This is a genomic window from Plantactinospora endophytica (genome assembly GCF_016862915.1).
Taxonomy (GTDB): domain Bacteria; phylum Actinomycetota; class Actinomycetes; order Mycobacteriales; family Micromonosporaceae; genus Plantactinospora; species Plantactinospora endophytica.
Genome location: NZ_BONW01000058.1, coordinates 1 through 18,851 on the forward strand (window position 1 = coordinate 1; position 18,851 = coordinate 18,851).

Below are 18,851 nucleotides of genomic sequence, written 5' to 3' on the forward strand. Positions count from 1 at the left end.
GATCCGGACGTCGGTCGCTATGAGGACCACGCACGGAAGGCGACGATTCGGGCCGCTGGCGACCAGCGTAGGGCGGGATATAGAGGCGTCACCGATCCCGACCGGCGGGTGGGCAGTGTCGCGGCCGCCAGCCAAGGGTGAGGTCTGGTCGAAGGGATCGCCCCTGTCGTCGACGAGCGTCGAACGCCTGCAGCATGCGCCTGAGGCGGGCCGGGCCACCGTCGGCGGACGTACCGGGTTCGAGTCGGACCGGGATACCCGGGTCGAAGTTTGGTAAGTACCCGGCGTCAGCCTGGCCCTGTCGGCCAGCAGCTCATGAGTCCCCGCGACCAAGAAGAGATCGTGGTCGCTGGCCACGCTCGCACGCACCCGACACCAGGGAAGAACTGGCCACGTCCATGCATGCCAGCGACGTGGTCCGACGCCCCTCGCACCGAATCTGGTTGAGCGGTCTCCCCGCAGGGCATCATCCACCGCTCGGATCCGCCGTAGGGTCACCCGTAGATGATCATGTGCTCCCAATTTGCTCCCACCGTAAGGAGCAGATGCAAAATGGCTCGTTACCGATGATCTGGTAACGAGCCATTTGACCTGCTTATATAGTTGGTGGGCGATACTGGGTTTGAACCAGTGACCTCTTCCGTGTCAAGGAACATCGGGCAACGCTCTGACCAGCGAAAATGCAAGCGCCGCAAGTCGGCGCGGAGCCGGTACTCGCAGGTCAAGGTAGCTAAGAGCCGTTCGGTGCAGTTGGGAGCGCACCTTTGCTCCCAAACCGCTCCCCGGCAACCTGCGCCACGACCCCCGCAGCTGCAGCTTGCACGGTGGCTCCGCGACTGCTGCCGGTCAGCACCTCATTCTCACGGTCACGGTCACGGTCACGGTGGCGGTGGCGGTGGCGGTGGCGGTGGCGGCGCGGCCGTCCTGGTGGAGTCGGTAGACGAGGGTGCCGGCGAGCTCGTGCGTCGCAACGCGCTGCTAGAGCACCTCGGAGCGGGGGTCGTTCCGGATTAGCCGGCCGTAGCGGGGTGGTGTGACGATCCTCAGCAAGGCGCTGGCGATGTCGTTGTCCCGCACCCTGATCACCTGCGCCGCCGCCCGGTAGGCATACCGCCAGGTCGTCGTTCGCCACCGGCGCCTCCCGGAAGAGGCGCCTGCCCCGGTTGACGAATACTTCCGCGCGCGACGTGTCGGCCGTGGCAAGTCGATCACCCGCGAACAGCGAGACGCCATCTGGCAGCTCACCGACCGCTTCACCAAGCAACTTGACAGCGAGGGTGTCTGGACCTGGCGCCAGATCGCCGCCCGCGCAGCCCGCCTCGAACTCGACCCGGAAGCACGCACCCTCGCCGCCAACGACGAGTCCTCAGCGGCCGGGCAAATCCTGCGCTACCGCTACCAGCACATCGTCGTGGACGAGGCCCAGGACCTCAGCCCCACCCACTAGCGTCTCCTGCGCGCCATGACCCCCATCGGCCCGGACGACATGTTCATCGTCGGCGACACCCACCAGCGCCTCTACGACAACCAGGTCGCGCTGTCCACCGTCGGCATAAACATCAGGGGCCGTCGATCCTCCCGGCTCACCATCAGCTACCGCACTACCCGGGAGATCCTGAAAGTCGCGACCCAACTACTCATCGGGGAGACCTACGACGACCTGGACGGCGGCACCGACACGCTCAACGGGTACCGTTCCCTGCTTCACGGCGCGCCGCCGGTCTTCCGCGGAGCACCGACGTGGGGTCGGGAACGCGACCTGACCATCGGGCAACTCCGCGCCTGGACCAACACGTCCGACGGCTCAGCCGCTATCTGCGTCCCGACCAGGGAGTACGTCGCCGAGGTGATCCAGTGGCTCACCGATGACGGCATCCAAGCCGTGGAGATCGGCCCGGATGGCCCGGCTCGCCCCGACGGCGTCCACGTGGGGACCATGCACCGGTTCAAGGGCCTGGAATACCAGCGCGTCATCATCGCCAGCGCCAGCGACGGCCTCGTCCCGCGGCGCGCGATCGACCGATACCGGGACACCGACGCCAAGCGTTACCAGCAGGAACGCGCCCGAGACCGCTCGCGGCTGTTCGTCGCGGCGACCCGCGCCCGCGACGAACTTGCGGTCTTCTGGCATGGCAACCGCAGCTCGTTCATCCCGGCGCCCCTGGTAGGGCTGCCGTCGAGCGCCGGTGATCAAGTCTCCACTACGGAATTACGGCGTTGACATGTGGTGGAAGCCATCGATACGTTCGATGGCTGCTCACCAGTTGATGCCAGGGGGAACGCAGGGTGGCTCTTGACAGTCCGAAGTTGCAGACGGTGTTGACGGATATCGGGTCGGGAGTGCTGCAACTTCCAGATTTCCAGCGTGAGTGGAAGTGGGACGACCAGCGGATCCGGGAGCTGATCGCGACGGTCACCCTCGACTATCCGCTCGGCGTCGTCATGACCCTGGAAACCGGCGGCAAGAAGCCATTCCGGCCGCGCGCGCTCACCGGTGCGGAGTCCGGCCGGTCCACCGCTCCGGATCTCCTGCTGCTGGACGGTCAGCAGCGTCTCACCTCGCTGTACCAGGCTCTGCATCTCGACCAGCCGGTGCGGACCACCGACGAGCGCGGTCGAGAACTTGAGCGCTGGTACTACGTCGACATCGCCAAGGCCGTCGGTTCGTCCACCGACCGCGACGAGGCCATCGTTTCCGTGCCGAAGGATCGGGTCCTGCGCTCCGATTTCGCCCGCCGGGTGCAACTCGATCTCAGCAGCCGAACGCTGGAATGCCAGGCGAGGCACTTCCCCCTCAGCATCGTCTTCGACAGCAATAAGGTCACCGCCTGGCAGCGCGAGTTCGTCCTGATGGACGAGGCCAACTGGGACCTCTGGGCCAAATTCGAGCACGGAATCCTGCACAACGTCCGGTCCTTCCAGATCCCCATGATCAAACTCGCCGCAACGACCACCAAGGACGCGGTGTGCTCCGTGTTCGAGCGGGTCAACACCGGCGGCGTCCCGCTGAACGTGTTCGAGTTGCTGACCGCCACCTACGCCGGCGACAGCGAGTACGAGCTGGCCCACGGTGACTACTACCGGCTGCCGGACGCCTGGCACGACATCAAGAAGAACTTGGTCACCTCCTACCCGGTGTTCGGGCGTGCCGAGCAGGGCGTTGACGATGGGCTGAGCAGCAGCGACTTCCTGCAAGCGGTCACGCTCGTCAACACCTGGGAACGCAAACGGGAGAAGCCGTCGATGGCGGTCTCCTGTAAGCGCCGCGACCTGCTGAACCTGCCGCTGGTGGATTTCATCAGGATCGCCCCCCGGGTCGCCCGCGCGCTCGAATGGGTTGGTGAGTTCCTCAGTGAGCAGCTGATCGTGCGCCACGCCGACCTGCCGTATCGGACCCAGCTCGTGCCGATGGCCGCGGTGCGGACGATCCTCTCCGACGACGAGGCGGAGGATCCGGGCGCCCGTGAACTGCTCACCCGCTGGTACTGGTGCGGCGTGCTGGGCGAAATGTACGGCGGGGCCACGGAGAGCCGCTTCACCCGCGACGTCGAGCAACTGATCGCGGCTGTGAGAGGCGAATCGCATGGATCGTCGATGTCCCCAACGCGAACCGGCCTGCCTGACACGATCATGGAGGCGGCGTTCCTGGCTGACCGGCTGGACACCCTGACCACCCGCAACAGCGCGGCTTACAAGGGAATCTATGCGCTCCTCGTGAAGCAGGGGGCGATCGACTGGTACCACAGCGAGGGACCGCTGACCGCCAGCGCTCTCATCCAGCATGCTGTCGCCATCCGGCAGGTATTCCCTAAGCACTGGCTCGCCCGGAACATCCCTGACGACAACCGGGGTAACTCGATCGTGAACAAGACCCCGCTGTCCTACCGGGCAAGCAAGAGTCTCACTGGTTCGCCGTCGAGCTACCTTAAGGTGCTCGCTCGGGAGGCCGGCACTCGGCCCGAATGGTTCGACGACGTTGTCGCCACACACGTCATCGATCCGGCCACACTGCATGAGGACGACTTCGCCGCCTTCTACGCCGACCGGTCCGCTCGCCTCGTCGAACTGGTCAACGAGGCCATGGGCAAGCGCACCGTTTTCCGTGCCGAGTCGGATCGATGAGCATGGTCGACGCCCACCGTCCCACCCACGAGGAACTCCTCGCGTTCAAGGGCAAGACCCTGCGAACCTCCGACCTCCTCGCCATGTTCGGCACGCGCGTGCGCAACCACCAGACCGTGCCGATGATTCAGGAGGCACTGCACGAGGTTGGTTTGGACACCCGCCCGTCGTTCACCACCTGCGGGCTTTCGACCGAGATGTTGGTCGTCGCAAAGAGCCTGTTCACCGCGACCGAGGATGAAGCCGAAGAGGAGGTGCTCCCCGGCACGTTGCCTCAGCAGTCTTTCAAAATCGGCGATGTCCCCTCGGCGCGCAGCGGGGTCGAGTCGGTCAACTCCAGCGACCTGCTCAGCACCGCGACCCACAGGATGCGCCAGAAGAACTTCTCGCAACTGCCGGTGATCGACGGCCTTGCCGACCTCAAGGGCGTCATCACGTGGGATTCGATCGCTGCCCGCTACGAGAGGGGCGAGGTGCCGACCCTGGCCAGCGCGATGGTCCGCGATGACCTCCCGCTTGCCGAGGTGCACCACGAGCTCTTCACGCGCCTGCCGGAACTCCAGCGGTGCGGATACCTCCTAGTCCGGGAGAACAACGGCACCTTCGCCGGGATCATCACCGGTGCCGACATCACGGCGCGGTTCCACACCCTCGCCCAGCCGTTCTTCCTCGTCGGCGAGATCGAGTTCCGTATCCGGCGGTGTCTCGCACCCAAATTGGCGGGCGATCCGGTCCGAGCATTGGGCAGGCGGTACCAGTCGGGCGACTTCGCGCAGCTGATGTTCGGCGACTACGTCAAGTTGCTGGCCACCGATCAGCAGGACGCGCGGCTGGCTCAGCTCGCCGACACCAACTGGGCGTCACTGGGCTGGACGGGAGTCGACCGGGCACAGTTCGTGGCCCAACTCGACCGGGTCAGGACCATCCGCAACAAGATCGCACACTTCGACGAGCAGCCACTGACCGAACAGCAGACCAACGAGCTGTACCAGTTCTCCGGACTCCTCAAACAGCTCTTGTAACTTGATCATCCGCCACCGCCACCTGCTGCGGAGCCGCGCGGAGGGTGTCGCCAGCTCGGTGATCTGAGGCCGGGCTGGCTCAGGCAGCGTTCCTGTAGATCTTCCTCTGGGCTTCGAGGTAGCAGCGCAGCTCGACGATCACGTTGGAGGGATTGGACAGCTCGCGGAGGTCGCTCGCCCCGATTCCGTTCGCTGCAGCTAGCTTCCGGGTGTGTTCGGCCACCATGCGGGTCAGTTCCTGCCACCGGTCGATGGCGAAGTCGACCGTGATTCTGCCACTGTCGGATTCCGCCTTGACTGCATCGAGATCCGTAATCACTAGTTCGACTTCGTCGACACCGAGTTTCCCGGCGCGTGCCGCGTCCAAGTAGGTACCCAGCGAGGTGGTGAATTTGCGGACGCACTCCGGCGCCTCGGCACCCTGCTTCCGACCGGTCACCACCTTGTACGCCGCGACGCCGATCGCCACCACCGCTGCGACCGCAAGGCTGGCCACGACAATCTTGGAACCCTTTCCACCGGTTGCCTTTTCCGCCGTATTCTCCGAGAAAAGCCCGTCCTGGAGGTGTTTCACGATTGTGCCCGCAGCGTCACGCACCACCCCTCCGTAGCGGGTGAGTTCACCGGTCTCCAGACCCGCGAAGATGTCGTCCGGCACGTCGAGCGGAACGTTGATGATTGGCACTGCTCCCCCTGGTATGACGGCTTGCGGGCGCTGCGGGTGCCGCACAATCGTAAAGGGTCCGATCGAACACGTGTGATCACTGTGAGATCAAACCCGTCTTAGCCTGTTCTTTAACCTTGGCTGCGGGTCTGGCTGCGAAGTCCTGTGTGGATTCGGCGTGTCGCGGGGATGTGGGGCGGCCACCGTCTGATGATCCTCGCGTTCCCTGCAAGGACGCGCGGGGCCACGGGCCACACGACACACGGGGCGGGCGGAGTGATCAACGAGTACCACCGGGCAGCCTGAGCCGATCTTCAAAACACCAGGTCACCGCCATGGAACGAGTTTTGGCACGGTACATGGTCGGGCGACCGCTGCGCCGACCCCGCGCGGACGTCGGCGCGGGCCGGCAGCACGCAACACGGCACCTCCGACCGGCTGATCGGCGTGCAGCTTGACAAGCTTGACAAACGGGCACCCCTGACAGACGAGCTGTCAAGCCCCGGGTTTGATGGAGTGAACCGCCCCGGGTTCTTTGGAGACCTTGTTGCGCACCACTGTCGCAGTCCTGGGGCTCCATCTTGACCATGGGAGGTTCACCCTTCGCGGGAGAGCGGCTTGGATGCTGGTCAAGGCGGATAGGATTTTGACCCTGCCGCAACTCCTGCCGGAGCTGCCCTTCATTGAGGCGACGCTTTCCAGGACGGCAGCGTCAACGGGCCGGGCCGCAACTCCTGCCGGAGCTGCCTTTTTTGAGGCGACTGTCGACGCTGGGCGTCGAACACCCCGGCACGCAGCCGCAACTCCTGCCAGAGCTGCCCTTCATTGAGGCTCGAAGATGCCGGCCTGGTAGAAGTACGCCCGCCGCAGCTCCTGCCGGAGCTGCCCTTGATCGGTTTTCCAGAATCGTCCCCGACGTGGCCGCCCACGGCGCGGTACCGGCGGCTGTGATCGCGTTGTCTGCCCTCACACGAGATCACCTTGCCTAACCTCGGTCTTTCATGAGTGATTGATCTTGGTCGGTGTGGCCGTCGCTGGTGGTGTTTCTGCTGGTGGGCATGGTGGTGGCCCGGCGCGTGAGCCGGGATCCTCCGGGCTGTTGCAGGGGCGGGATTCCGGGTCAGGTCAGCGGTCGGGGCAGCGCTGCGAGCCGCGTGAACGCGGTGATGATCTGGTCGGCCCAGGGCCAACCGTCGGCGATGCGTAGCCATGTCCGTCGTGCGGTGCGGGCGATTCGGGCCGGGACGTGCAGGAGCCGATACCGAAGTTTCTTCGGCTCGGCACGGGCGAGATCGCCTGTGGCGCTCGTAAATCCGGTTCGGGCTACGCGGCCTGGGTGTATTCGTTGATCAGGCCGCCGAGAACCGGTCGTCTTCGGATCTTCGTGGCGGTCGTGGGGTAGGCGGGGTGGACTGGGTGGTTCCTGATTGAGGGCCTGGTGTGGACGGTGATCGTTGTAGTGGGTGACGTATTCGGTCAGGACGGCGCGTAGGTGGCGTTCGCCGAGGATGAGCATCCGGTCGGTGCACTCGCGTCGAGCTGATCCGACCCAGCGTTCGGCATGGGCGTTGGCCCTGGGTGCCCGCGGCGGGGTGAGGATTATGTCGATGTCGGCGGCGGTGAAGACCGCGTCGAAGCTTGCGGTGAACTTCGTGTCCCGGTCGCGTAGCAGCCGCCGCGGCCCATCGGCGTGGTCTTCAAGGTCGAGCAGGAGGTTGCGGGCCTGTTGGGTGACCCATGCGCTGGTGGGATGGGCGGTCACTCCCGCCACGTGCACGCGGCGGGTAGCCAGTTCCAGGAAGAAGAGCACGTAGAGCCGTTTGAACAGCACGGTGTCGATGGTGAAGAAGTCGCAGGCCAGGATGGTGCGGGCCTGAGTGGTGAGAAATTGCGTCCAGGTCGACCCCGACCGTCTGGGAGCGGGGTCGGCGCCGGCCGTGTGCAGGACCTTCCACACGGTGCTGGGCGCGATGTGGTGGCCCAGCCGGACGATTTCGCCCTGGATACGGCGGTGGCCCCAGGTTGGGTTCTCGCGGGCCAAGCGCAGGATCAGCAGGCGCAGGCGCGGGTCGACTGGTGGGCGTCCAGCCCGAGCGTGCGGGTAGGTCCAGTACCGGGCCAGCAGTTGGCGATGCCAGCGCAGCAGCGTGGCGGGGGTGACGAAGAACGCCGACCAGCGCTCGCGGGGCAGGAGTCGGGACAGGGCCGCGAGCACGAACCGGTCCTGCTGACGCAGCTCGGGGCGGTAGATCTGGCGACGCACGACCGCGACCTGATGGCGCAGCACGAGTAGCTCGACGTCCTTGGCGCCGTCGCCACGGGCGAGCTGGATCAGCATCTGCGGGATCTGGCGGAGTAGGAGATAGACCAACGACGCGCTCATGGTCTCAGATCATCGCTGTCACCGCTGGCTTGGCGACGCACAAAGCCGCACGTCACGGCACCTAATACGGCAGCCGCCGTTTGAGATCTTGCTGGTGAACGGGGGTGTACGCGAGACGGCCACCGCATGATCGTCTGTGCGTTGTGGACACAACATCAGATCTTGCGGTGGCCGCGTGCCACAGCGTAGCCGTTGCTCGGTGGGAGCGAGTGCTGGCCGAGGTGCTGGGGTGCTTCGCGGGCCGGTTCGGGCGAGTGGAACCGCGTCGTGCGGCGGCGGGGTTCGTGACGGGACTACTGTCCGATCTTGAGGTCAAGACGTGCTGGCAGTTGGCCGAGCGGGCCGGGCACGCCCGACCCGACGCGATGCAAAGGTTGTTGTACCGGGCGGTGTGGGACGCTGATGCCGTCCGTGACGATCTGCGGCAGCTGATCACCGACCGGTTCGGTGGCCCGGATGGGGTCCTGGTGGTCGACGAGACCGGCGACCTGAAGAAGGGCATCCGCACGGTCGGGGTGCAGCGGCAGTACACCGGCACTGCTGGGCGGATCGAGAACAGCCAGGTCGGGGTGTTCCTGGGCTACGCCGGCGCCGACGGGCACACCTTGATCGACCGGCGGGTGTATCTGCCGGCGTCGTGGACCGACGACCGGGACCGCTGCCAGGCCGCCGGCGTGCCCGACGAGATCGGATTCGCCACTCGGTCTGAGTTGGCCGCTGAAATGATCACCGCGGCCCTCGGTGCCGGGGTGCCGGCGGAATGGGCCGCCGCGGACGAGGTCTACGGCAACAGCGCAGCGTTCCGCGCCCACCTGCGCGGACACCAACTGGGCTACGTCCTTGCCGTGTCCCGCAGCCATCTGGTGCCGATCGATGGCGGCAAGACCCGGGTCCGCGCCGACCGGATCGCGGCTGACCTGCCTGCCTCCGCGTGGCAGCGCCGCTCAGCCGGCGCCGGGTCGAAGGGACCGCGCTTCTACGACTGGGCCTGGCTCGACGACGTGTGCACCGACGCTGACCCCGACGACGGCGGCCGGCACAGCCTCCTGATCCGCCGCAACACCACCACCGGCGAGTTGGCCTTCTACCGCTGCTGGACCCCCAGACCGGCCACCCTCGCCCAGCTCGTCCGGGTCGCCGGCATCCGCTGGACCGTCGAAGAAGCCTTCCAGGCCGCCAAGAGCCAGGTCGGTCTGGACCAGCACCAAGTCCGCCGCTGGGACTCCTGGCACCGGTTTACCACCCTCGCCCTGGCGGCCCTCGCCGTCCTGGCGATCTGCGCCGCCGATGCGACCCACAACGACCCGACCGACACCGGACTGATCAAGCTGACCGTCAACGAGGTCCGTCGTCTGATCAACGCCTGCATCATCTGGCCAATCAGCGACCTCGCCCATCGTTTGCACTGGTCAGGCTGGCGGCGACGGCATCAAAGCCCGAGCCCGACGAGCCCACTACGCACGCCGCCTCAACCTTGAACTTCAGCCATGATCCCGAACGGCGGCTGCCGTACTAAGCCGAGTTTACGAGCGCCACACCGTTTCCGCTGACGGGCCGCAGCAGGTCATGCTCGATCTGCCTGGCCAGATGCAGCGGCCAGGGCAGTGTCGTTGTCCGACGGATGGCGATGTGCTCCGGCGGGGCAACGGGGGCGCGTTCTGTACCGGCAAACCCTCGGCCGGGCCCCTATTTTCGTAGCGCGATGTCGCCGAAAACGAGATCGCAGCGGCCATTGCCGGCGAGAGCATGCATCTGAAGCCGGATTCGCAACGCGTAACCGATCTTGTAGTCCAGCGGATGAGCTTCGCCGAACTGCAGTTCCTGGTTGAACAGCTCGGTGTCGTCGGCCAACACCTGGGCAGAGAGCCTGCAGTTCTTGGGCGCTTCCGACGAGAGGCCGATGGTGCCGGTAAGCCGGCGGTATACCGCGCTGACGGTGTACTCGACCCAGGTCGGCTCGCCGTTGTTAGCACAGCGGTTAGAGCCAAGAACTCCGTCGGCGCATAGCGCGATGGAACGGTTGTACGGGGTCTTCAAGATTGTGGCCGGGCCAAAAACCATGGTGTCACCACTGTCCTGGACCCTTTTCGTCACCGAGAGGTACAGCACCGGGGGCGGGGGCGGCACCACGGGCGCGGTTAGGCTCGGCCCTTCCGCCGCAGTAAGGGTGGCGGGGTTTGTCCGTACCGGCGTCTGGGGCGCAGGCGTCGTCCTCGCGGCGGTCGGCGGCGGGGCAGCGGTGGTGTGCGCCACGCTCATGCCGCCGGCCGAGGGTGCATTCGTGGGACTCGCGCCCCGGCCGGCACCCGACTGTCCATAGGCGTATACGCCGCCACCAATGATGGCCACGAATCCGACGAGCACCACGAGGATGCGGAACGACCCAGTGACGTCGGCTGGCGGGCGGGATGCACGCGGGGGCACGGCTTCAGGCTGCGCACCCCCACCGCGCGGCCGTCCCGGGGTTCGGAGTGTGCCTAAGGGGACACGCGCGTCGACGCCGCTGGCCAGGCGGTCGGCGGTGTCGATCGGCAGCGCCGAGGTCGAGACGATGGAGAGGAGTTCACGGAGCCAGCGAGCAAGGTTGCGGGGACGCTGGCGAGGTGCCGCCGATAGCGCGCTCAGCAGCGTCCGGACCAGGATCGGCTTGGGCCCGAGCAGCGCGGTGACCGGAAGTATTTGCCGCAATTGTTCCAGATCGAGTCGGTCGCCGCGAGTCGGAGGCGCGTATCCGAGGAGCATATGCACGACGGTGACCATGAAAGCGTACCGATCGGCGTCCGGGGTGCACATACCGTTGCGGTCGTGGAGCTCGGGTGCGGCGTACGCTCCACTGACTGCTCGGCGTCGTTTACCGTCTAGGAGCTGTGTCATGCCGAAGTCGACGAGAACTCCATTGGTTGCGCCGTGCGGTACGAGAATGTTTCCGGGTTTCACGTCGCCGTGCGCGATAGGCTGACGGCGATCATTGGCGGTGTGTAGCTTGTCGAGCGCTTCCGCGACCGACTCTAGCGGCTCGAGTCGCTCTCTGATGACCAGATATGGATCCATCAGCAGCCGCTTGTCCAACCAGTCGCCGAGTGCGTGACCGTTTATCCGGTCCATGACGGTGTACCGGTGAAGGACTCCCGGGTCGGGTGTCACCGGCGATGGTTCGCCGTCGACGGCCGTCGGTTGCTGCTGTCCCTTTGGATGCGGCGCGTAGCCGAGGAACATCGAGCGGATCTTCACGAGCCCTTCATGGGCGAGGCTCTGCAGCAGGTGCTGCTGGCCCAACCATTCACGGGCGACCGTCATATCGCCGGTGGGTTGCTCGACCTTTACCGCCACCGGGTCTGTCGACGACGGCGTCAGCCGAAGGTCCGCCTCGTACACCGTACCCTCGCCGCCCCTGCCGATCTTGCCGATCACCACGTATCGATCATGGTCGTCGAGTGGCCCGAGGTACAGATTGCTTGTCATCGGCTCCCCTGGAGGGGTCGGAGTTCATCGCCACTCTATTGTTCACATCGGTCGGTTGACGGGCGATCGCTGTGTCGCCCGAGACGCGTCAGGTTTTCTGCCCGCGTGGAGGAAGCGTGTCAGCTAAACGGTTGACGGTAGTGGAGAAGTCGGCGGCGGGGATCCGCCTTCGTGTGGATACCGAGCCGCGAGACGGCTCGCCGATCACGGTTGGCAGGGCGGGGGCGGTCACGATCGCTACGGACCCGCTCGACCTACGGGTATCGAATCTCGCATTAACCGTCACTTCGGTGCCCGAGGGCTGGCAGGTCACGCCGACAAACCAGAACGGCGTGGAACTCTACCTCTGGGGACTCGGCCGTCAACGGAGTGTGACTGGCATGAGTCTGGTGAGGGCGTGCTGGATCGCGCTACGCCTGGTCGGTGGCGACGACCGCACCTACTGGGTACTGCTCGATGATCAAACGGCGTCCGTCATCCCGGCTGGGCCGCAGGGGCACACAAGCCGGCACCCGCCGACCGATTACAAGAAAGAAGCGTCCCTCGACGCGTTTCAACTGAGGGTCCTGCGGGCCACATTCCGCGATCACCTGCGCTGGCCACCGGTGTTACAGCCGAGGGCGCGCAAGGTCGAAGCCGTCGCGCGCGTCCTCCGCTGTAGTCCGGGTGCCGTCCGGGACCGTCTGGACAGCGCCCGGCAAAAGTTGGTTGAGGTCGGCTACCCGCAGCTGAGTCACATCGATCCGGGATTCCTGGACGGTTTCATCGAATGTGGCTTGCTGCTACCAAGCGCCAGTGACGTACATGTCGACGTGCTGGCGGCCCGGACCGAGCGCGAGGGCAGGTCGCGCGGCGAGGCTGAAGCAGCCTCGGCGGCAGGTGTTCCGCGACAGGGTGTCAGGGTCCACCAGGGGCGCGCGATACTGGGACGTCATGTGAGGAGGCTTCCATTGATCGACGGCCAACCGGTCAGGGTTTTCGTTTCGTACGCGCACGCCTCGGCCCTGCACGTCGAGGCGGTCCGACATCTGTGGCTGCTGCTCCGCGAGAGCGGAGTGGACGCCCGGCTCGACTTGCCGGCGACCGCAAGGCGCCAGGACTGGACTCTGTGGATGCTGGAGCAATTCCGGTCAGCCGATTATGTCCTCGTGATTGCGTCGCATGAGTATCGGCGCCGGGCTGAAGGCGAGGCAGCGCCGGACGAGGGGCGCGGCGTCCAGTTCGAGGGCGCGCTGCTGCGGGACCACTACTACGAGGATCGCGAGACGTGGACTCGCAAGGTCCTGCCGGTGTTGTTGCCAGGAGAAGGTGCCGACGCTCTTCCGCGGTGGCTCGGGCCGACGAGCAGCACGGTCTACTCGGTCAAAGAGCTGTCGGTGGCCGGTGTCGAGGAGTTGCTCCGCGTGATCACCGATCAGCCGGCCTACGTCGAGTCGCCGTTGGGTATGGTTCCCGCGTTGCCACCCCAGGGTACTACGAGCGGTGTCGTCGGGCGCGCCCGTCACAGTGTCGGTGATCAACGTTCGCCGGTCGCCGAGTTGGGAGCCCTCGCCGACGTGTTCGACGAGTTGCCGGAGTTCGCGAGTGCAGCCGGCCGTAGCCAAATCATTCTGCTGTTGCCCCCAAGCATCCGCGGCTGGATCAACGAGGGGCCGAACGCGCGCACCCATATCATCGCCATCCTGCAGGGGTGTGCCCGGTTCGGTGAGGTCGGGCGTGGCGCCCTGCTGGACATCTTGCGCGCGGTGCTGCCTGCTGAGGATTCGCAGGTCCATCGGGCGATCACCCTGGTCGAGACGAGCCGGCTGTTCGAAGATAGTCGTTGACGCACCTCGTCGGGCCGCCTGATCTGGGCTCAGCTGCCTATCCCGACGTCACGTGCGAGCAGTGCCGCCTGCACCCGGTCGGTGACGCCGAGCTTGGCGAAGATCGCGGCGAGCTGGTTGCGTACCGTCTTCTCGCTCAGTCCGAAGTGCCGTGCGATCTTCGCGTTGGTGTCACCGAAGGCGAGCCGACCGAGGATGTCCCGTTCACGGGCGGTGAGCTGGTTGAACGGGGCGGGCAGCTCAACCGGGCCCCGGTTGAGCGCGGTCAGCACCGAGGGCCCGATCCCCGGTCCCAACACGACACCGCCCTGGGCGACCGTACGCAGCGCGTCGATGACGGCATCCAAATCAGTGTCTTTGAGGACGTAACCACGGGCCCCGGCCCGCAGCGCCCGGGCCACGATCTCCTCGTCGTTGGCCGCGGTCAGCATCAGCACCTTGGTCTCCGGACGGGAGCGGATGATCCGCGCGGTGGCGTCGACACCGTCACCGTCCGGCAGCGTCACATCCATCGCGATCACCTCGATCCGCTCGCCGATCGCGGTGCTGACCGCCTCGGCGGTGGTCGCCGCCTCGAACACCTCACTCACCCACGACTCGCCCTCGAGCATGGTGCGCAGCCCACGCCGCACCACCGGATGCCTGTCGACAATCAGTACACGCGTCACGAACGCCGTAGTGGTCGCGGCGGCCTGCTGCATCTCCGACTGCCCGGGCTCGGTAACCTGCCCAGGCTCCGGACTCGCCTCAGGCGTCAACGACAGCTCGATGCGAGGCGGACCGGTGGCGGCCGAAGCTGTCGTGGTCGGTGCTGGCTCGGCGGGCGATGTTGGGGGCGACGGCGGCTCGGCGAGTATTGCCGCTGGCGGAGCCAAGACTGCGGAGCGGCTCGCGGCGGTGGTCAACCGGTCTGCCAGGCCGGCGAATCTCGGGCCTAGGCCACGGAGCACCGACGCGGTGATCAGCGCGATCGGCAGCGTCCCGGTCCGCAGATCGGGAATTGGTGCGTGGTCCGGGTCGAGCAGCAGCGCTGGAAAGTCGAAGGGCTGCCCGAGCCGGTCGGTCACATAACCGGACAGCGCGCTGAGCACGTGGATCACGTCGAACCGATCAGTCCGATCGAGGAGGAGATCCCGTACGCCGGGGAGGAACTCGAACTCGACGGTATCGATGTCGACCTGACGCCTGTTGGCGAACCGTTGCCGTAGCAGGCCGCCGACAAACACCTCGGCGAGGTGGGTGGTGTCGGAGTCAGGCAGCATTACCTGCTGGATAAGGCGCATGGACGGCAGCGTGAGCGGCGCCGCCGTAAAGTATCCGGCCAGCTGCTGTGCGGGTGGCGAGGCTAGGCTGAGGAACCGGCGTACCAGCTCCGCTGGCTCGGCGATCGGCGGCGGGACGGTGGCGGACGGGTCCGGTGGCAAGAGTGTTGCGGCACCGCGGGCTTCGCCGAATGAGCCGGCGCGACGCCGCAGGGCCGCCAAGGACAGCTCCACCACCGGAACGGGAACACGGTCGCCGCGCCGGGTGGCTCCGCTAACCGGCCGCGTGCCGGTGCGTATCCCGGTCGCCGACCACATGCGGCGCGGCAGCAGGTCGATTACCTGAAGTCGATTGACGCGCGCCCACCGTTGCAATTGCGCGTCCATCCGCCCGTCGTACCATGCCGAGCCGATGCCATCGGTGACAACGATCATCAACCGGCGCCGGGTCGGGTCGATGATCGAGTCGGGGTCGACAGGCGTCGCGACGCGCCCACCCAGAGGCAGCAGGCTGAGCCTCCCGTTCTCGTTCGGATCGACGGTGTACCCCCGGATCGCCCGGAAGGCGGCCAGTCGCTGCATCAGCAGCACCAGTTCGCGTACCGTGCCGTCCCAGACGGCCATCGACATTGACGAGTCGACGATGAGCGCCAGGTCCGCCTCCGGCTCGGTTGCCGCGCAAAGGACCGGAATCCAGAGACCTTCCTCGGCAATTTGCTCGGCGGTCTCGGCCTCGTCCACGCTCATTTCGTGCCGCGACGGGACGTTCCGCCGCACCGCTCGCAGCGCTCGGCCGAGCCCCAACGCGCCGCGCAGCGCCGGTACACGAGGGCCACGGATCCGCAGGGCGTCCGTGAGGTCACCGAGCCGGTCGCTCTCGGAGGTGTATGGGTAGAGCGGCGCTCCGGCTGGAAGGGGCATGGGGGTGGTGCCGACCGGTACGGGCACGCATCCGTCGGCGTCCGGTGACCTCGCCGGCTGTCCTGGGCCGTGGGCGGACGGTTCGGATGCCGGCGGCATGGCAGTACTGTCGATGAACTGCGCCAGCCACAGTGTTTCGGCCAGGTCGGTCACGCTTGGCGAGATTCCCGCGGCGCGCAGCGCGGCGGCGAGTCCCGATGTCATGTCGGGCCTGGATCGTTCAGATCAGCCAGAATGTGGTCGACCACGGTACGAAGCACGGCGATATCCGTGTTCGAATCGGCGCTCGAGTAACGCAGGTAGATCGCGCTGAGTAGCTGGTCGGTCGCGAATGTGCCCGTTCCGTTCCGCCTGCTGGTGAACTCGTCGATCATGTGCTGGGCGCGGTCCGCGACGTTGGCACCGAGATGTGCCGCCACCATGGCCGCAAGCTGCTCGGCGGTCGGCTCGGCCAATGTCAGCCGGATGCAACGACGCAGGAACGCTGGCGGGAACTCCCGCTCGTCGTTGCTGGTGAGCACGATAAACGGAAAGGCTCGGCACCGTACGAGCCCATTGATCACCGGCGCCCGACCATGAGGATCTGAGGTTTGCACCACGATCCGCTCAGATTGACCAGCGAGCCGACGAAGTTCGGGAATCAAGTATTGACCGTCCTCGAGCACATTGAGTAGGTCGTTCGGTAGGTCGACGTCGCTCTTGTCGATCTCGTCGATGAGCAGCACCCGAGGGCGATCGAACGGCAGGAGCGCGGTGCCGAGCGGACCAAGTGTGAGGTAGCGGCCGATGCTCACGTCATCCGTGTCGCGCTCGTTGGATCTGCCGGTAGTCATCAGTTGGCGAAGGTTCTCGTCCCGAAGCCGGCCGATCGGGTCGTACTCGTACAGCCCTTCGCGCAGGTTCGATCGGCTGGAGATCGGCCAGGTGAGCACCGGACCGAGTTGTAGCTCGTGCGCTACCTGGAAGGCGAGGGCGGATTTGCCGACCCCCGGCTTGCCCGTGACGAGCAGCGGCCGGCGCAGATACAGGGCGGCATTAACCATCTGTACTGCGGTGCTGTTCGCGGCGATTGCCCCGCCAGCGCTGCCGAGGCGCCGATCCGTACCGGACTCATTGCCGGACGGGGTGGGCAGGGGGGGTCCGCCGTCGAACGTCCGCCAGTTCGGCGGGGCAGGGAGCCGCAGGATACCGTCGTGGGGTCTTCCGTCACCACGGTAGATCAACCAGCCAGTCATGTCAGCGGTACGTCCTTCGGTTGTGGGGCGGCGACTGGGTGTGGGGGTGGCGGTGGTCGAGTCGGATCGTCCCAGAGCAGCACGAGATCCCGTCGATGATCATTTGGGTTCCGCCAGCCGTACTCGCGAAACTTCCGGACGGCGTCCGGAAGCTGGGTGACCAGTCGACCTTTACCAAGCCCCGCCAGTACAGTGCGCCGGACCTCGGTGGGCTGGCTGCCGCGCAGCCAGGCCGCGACCGGCGCTCCCGTGTCCAGTAGCGCATCGGCGCCGGCCGTGGTGCTGATCAGCGGACAGGTGACGGCGAGCCAGGCCCATGGTGGACAGACCAGCTCGTCGGGCAGCGGCTCGACGGTCGAGTCGACCCAGCACATCGAGTCCGGCGCTGGGCTCTCCGCGTTGACACCGGCCACCAGAGTCTTCCAGCGGTCGTTCAGCAACTCGCCAGCGGACAGGGACCGCGTCATCGGGCGAACCGTTACCTGGTATTGCACACCCAGTCGTTGGCCGTCGAGTAGCTGCCAGGTGTCCACCGGCTCGTTGAAGTGACTCGATGGGAGGATGAACTCGATCATCGGTCGGCGTTGCGGGTGCAGCGCTCCGTGCGCATACCGGTGAATCAGCTGGCGGAGCCACTGCTGCAGCTCGGGCAGCGTCACAACGTCCTCGGGCCCGAGATTCGGTCCAAACACCGAGTCGGTCTGCCCCAGCCAAGCTAGAACACTGTAAGTCTCGTCCTCCAGCGGCTCGACCCGGACGAGTAGCGATGTCCTCACGCTGCCTCCAACCGCTCGTCCCGCCAACTGTCGGCGCAGGTCAATCACCTCCGCATGGCGGTGCGGTTCGACGAGGGTCAGGTGAGCGTCGATCCATGCTCGGAGGCCGTCGCCCGCGTCCGCCTCGGTCGAGTGGGCGGACACCAGCTCGAGGAAGCGGAACAAGTGAACCGCCGTGCCGCGCCGTTCCAGTTGCCGCACCGCACCGTGCAGGAGGGCGACGGTGGTCTGCGTGGGTGCCGGTCCGGTGGCTTCTGCGAACAGAGCGGGAACGTCGACGTCGCCGCGCATCGAGATGCCGTCGAGCAGGTCGAGAAGGGCCGCCCGGTCCTCATCGCGTAACAGACCGGGCTCCCGCTCAATCGCCCGGTCGCACTCGTCCACGAAGTGCGACGCCGGCCCGCTTCCACCACCGCACAGCAGGATCACCACCGCGCGGAGTGCCCGAACCCCGCCAGGGATCCGCAAGCATGCCTCGGTGATGGAGACCAGATCCATCCGTCGCTCGCTGAACCGGACCACGGTCAGGGTGCGAGACGGATCCTCGGCCTGCAGTTCCAGTTCGACAAGACCGAGGATTCTGGTTCGAACCGCCGACTCGGCGACTAGGTCAATCCGCTCGAACGCGCCGACGATCCGTGGCAGCGATTCCGACACCCACGCGGGACTGTAGGTGCTCACGCTCGCGGGCCCACGGTCCACACCACCCCGATCACCACACTCCCACCTGGCTCTTGCCCAAATCCGGCACCCCTCGAAGGCCAAAGCCGACCGCAGCGGCGCACCCCGCACCCCGCGCCCATAAGGTCACCGTCATCGGGGGTTGGGCAAGCTCACCGCGCTCGACACCGTACCTCACTCAATGGTCGTGGGCGATTCACCGACCGTCGCCGCCGGCGTTGAACCGTTCATATGCTTGGCGATCTTGTCAGGTGGTCCCCTGACCTACGTGTGACACGGATCGGGGCGCACCTGGACTCCTGAATAACACCGGACGAGAGGAGTGTCTGTGGTTTCACTGTGGGCTGGCGTCGATGTCGGCAAGACCCACCACCACATCTGCGTCATCGACGATGACGCCACTGTGGCCCTGTCCGAACGGCTTCCGAACGACGAGCACACCATCAGCAACCTCCTTGACCGGCTCGCCGAGCGCCAGGAGCCGATCCGATGGGCGG

Annotated in this window: 10 protein-coding genes and 3 pseudogenes; 6 read left to right on the forward strand and 7 right to left on the reverse strand. The window is 66.3% G+C overall.

Annotated elements, in window-relative coordinates:
• The first annotated feature begins 1,462 nt into the window (after window positions 1–1,462).
• The 3 genes from Pen02_RS40760 to Pen02_RS40770 all read left to right on the forward strand — a co-directional run bounded on the left by Pen02_RS40760 (window position 1,463) and on the right by Pen02_RS40770 (window position 5,144).
• Window positions 1,463–2,221, forward strand: coding sequence for a 3'-5' exonuclease (locus Pen02_RS40760; RefSeq protein ID WP_239142025.1), 759 nt, complete (start codon window positions 1,463–1,465; stop codon window positions 2,219–2,221).
• Window positions 2,222–2,316: 95 nt separating this feature from the next.
• Entirely contained in the window at window positions 2,317–4,122 is a 1,806-nt protein-coding gene (locus Pen02_RS40765; protein WP_239142027.1) for a GmrSD restriction endonuclease domain-containing protein, read from the forward strand.
• Entirely contained in the window at window positions 4,119–5,144 is a 1,026-nt protein-coding gene (locus Pen02_RS40770) for a CBS domain-containing protein (protein WP_203871571.1), read from the forward strand. Before Pen02_RS40765 ends, Pen02_RS40770 begins: the two co-directional genes overlap by 4 nt.
• A gap of 79 nt (window positions 5,145–5,223) precedes the next feature.
• Here Pen02_RS40770 and Pen02_RS40775 read toward each other — a convergent pair whose 3' ends face one another.
• The 3 genes and pseudogenes from Pen02_RS40775 to Pen02_RS40785 all read right to left on the reverse strand — a co-directional run.
• Window positions 5,224–5,829 carry a hypothetical protein gene (locus tag Pen02_RS40775; RefSeq protein WP_203871572.1) on the reverse strand — a complete coding sequence of 202 codons (606 nt, stop codon included), beginning with the start codon at window positions 5,827–5,829 and terminating at the stop codon, window positions 5,224–5,226.
• 1,099 nt (window positions 5,830–6,928) lie between these two features.
• Window positions 6,929–7,105, reverse strand: a pseudogene (locus Pen02_RS40780) (transposase); the annotation flags it as partial.
• A gap of 177 nt (window positions 7,106–7,282) precedes the next feature.
• Window positions 7,283–8,191: pseudogene (locus Pen02_RS40785) on the reverse strand (transposase family protein); the annotation flags it as partial.
• Between the two features lie 209 nt (window positions 8,192–8,400).
• On the opposite strand from Pen02_RS40785, the pseudogene Pen02_RS40790 reads away from it, so the two are divergent.
• Window positions 8,401–9,707: pseudogene (locus Pen02_RS40790) on the forward strand (IS701 family transposase).
• A 170-nt stretch (window positions 9,708–9,877) separates the two neighbouring features.
• On the opposite strand, the gene Pen02_RS40795 reads toward Pen02_RS40790, so the two are convergent.
• On the reverse strand, window positions 9,878–11,605 hold the full coding sequence (locus Pen02_RS40795; protein WP_203871573.1) for a protein kinase domain-containing protein: 1,728 nt from the start codon (window positions 11,603–11,605) through the stop codon (window positions 9,878–9,880).
• Between the two features lie 188 nt (window positions 11,606–11,793).
• Here Pen02_RS40795 and Pen02_RS40800 point away from each other — a divergent pair, with 188 nt between their 5' ends.
• A complete protein-coding gene (locus Pen02_RS40800) occupies window positions 11,794–13,479 on the forward strand; it encodes an effector-associated domain 2-containing protein (protein ID WP_239142028.1) in 1,686 nt (561 codons plus the stop codon).
• Between the two features lie 29 nt (window positions 13,480–13,508).
• Here the strand turns inward: Pen02_RS40800 and Pen02_RS42380 are convergent, their stop codons facing one another.
• The 3 genes from Pen02_RS42380 to Pen02_RS40815 are packed head-to-tail and all read right to left on the reverse strand — an operon-like array spanning window position 13,509 to window position 18,330.
• Window positions 13,509–15,866, reverse strand: coding sequence for an SAV_2336 N-terminal domain-related protein (locus Pen02_RS42380; protein ID WP_239142026.1), 2,358 nt, complete (start codon window positions 15,864–15,866; stop codon window positions 13,509–13,511).
• Window positions 15,863–16,897 carry an AAA family ATPase gene (locus Pen02_RS40810; protein WP_203871575.1) on the reverse strand — a complete coding sequence of 345 codons (1,035 nt, stop codon included), beginning with the start codon at window positions 16,895–16,897 and terminating at the stop codon, window positions 15,863–15,865. The genes Pen02_RS42380 and Pen02_RS40810 overlap by 4 nt, the downstream gene beginning before the upstream one ends.
• The gene (locus Pen02_RS40815) at window positions 16,894–18,330 is read right to left on the reverse strand and encodes a VMAP-C domain-containing protein (protein ID WP_203871576.1); all 1,437 of its coding nucleotides are present in this window, start codon (window positions 18,328–18,330) and stop codon (window positions 16,894–16,896) included. The genes Pen02_RS40810 and Pen02_RS40815 overlap by 4 nt, the downstream gene beginning before the upstream one ends.
• Before the next feature lie 352 nt (window positions 18,331–18,682).
• Between Pen02_RS40815 and Pen02_RS42740 the strand changes: the two genes are divergently transcribed.
• Window positions 18,683–18,851, forward strand: a 169-nt coding sequence (locus Pen02_RS42740; RefSeq protein ID WP_275413677.1) for an IS110 family transposase, incomplete at its 3' end; no start/stop codon positions are given.

Bases quoted from the DNA above. Each gene is read 5' to 3' on its own strand.
- Pen02_RS40760 (WP_239142025.1), top strand. From the start codon at position 1,463: ATGACCCCCATCGGCCCGGACGACATGTTCATCGTCGGCGACACCCAC.
- Pen02_RS40770 (WP_203871571.1), top strand. From the start codon at position 4,119: ATGAGCATGGTCGACGCCCACCGTCCCACCCACGAGGAACTCCTCGCG.
- Pen02_RS42380 (WP_239142026.1), bottom strand. From the start codon at position 15,866: ATGACATCGGGACTCGCCGCCGCGCTGCGCGCCGCGGGAATCTCGCCA.
- Pen02_RS40810 (WP_203871575.1), bottom strand. From the start codon at position 16,897: ATGACTGGCTGGTTGATCTACCGTGGTGACGGAAGACCCCACGACGGT.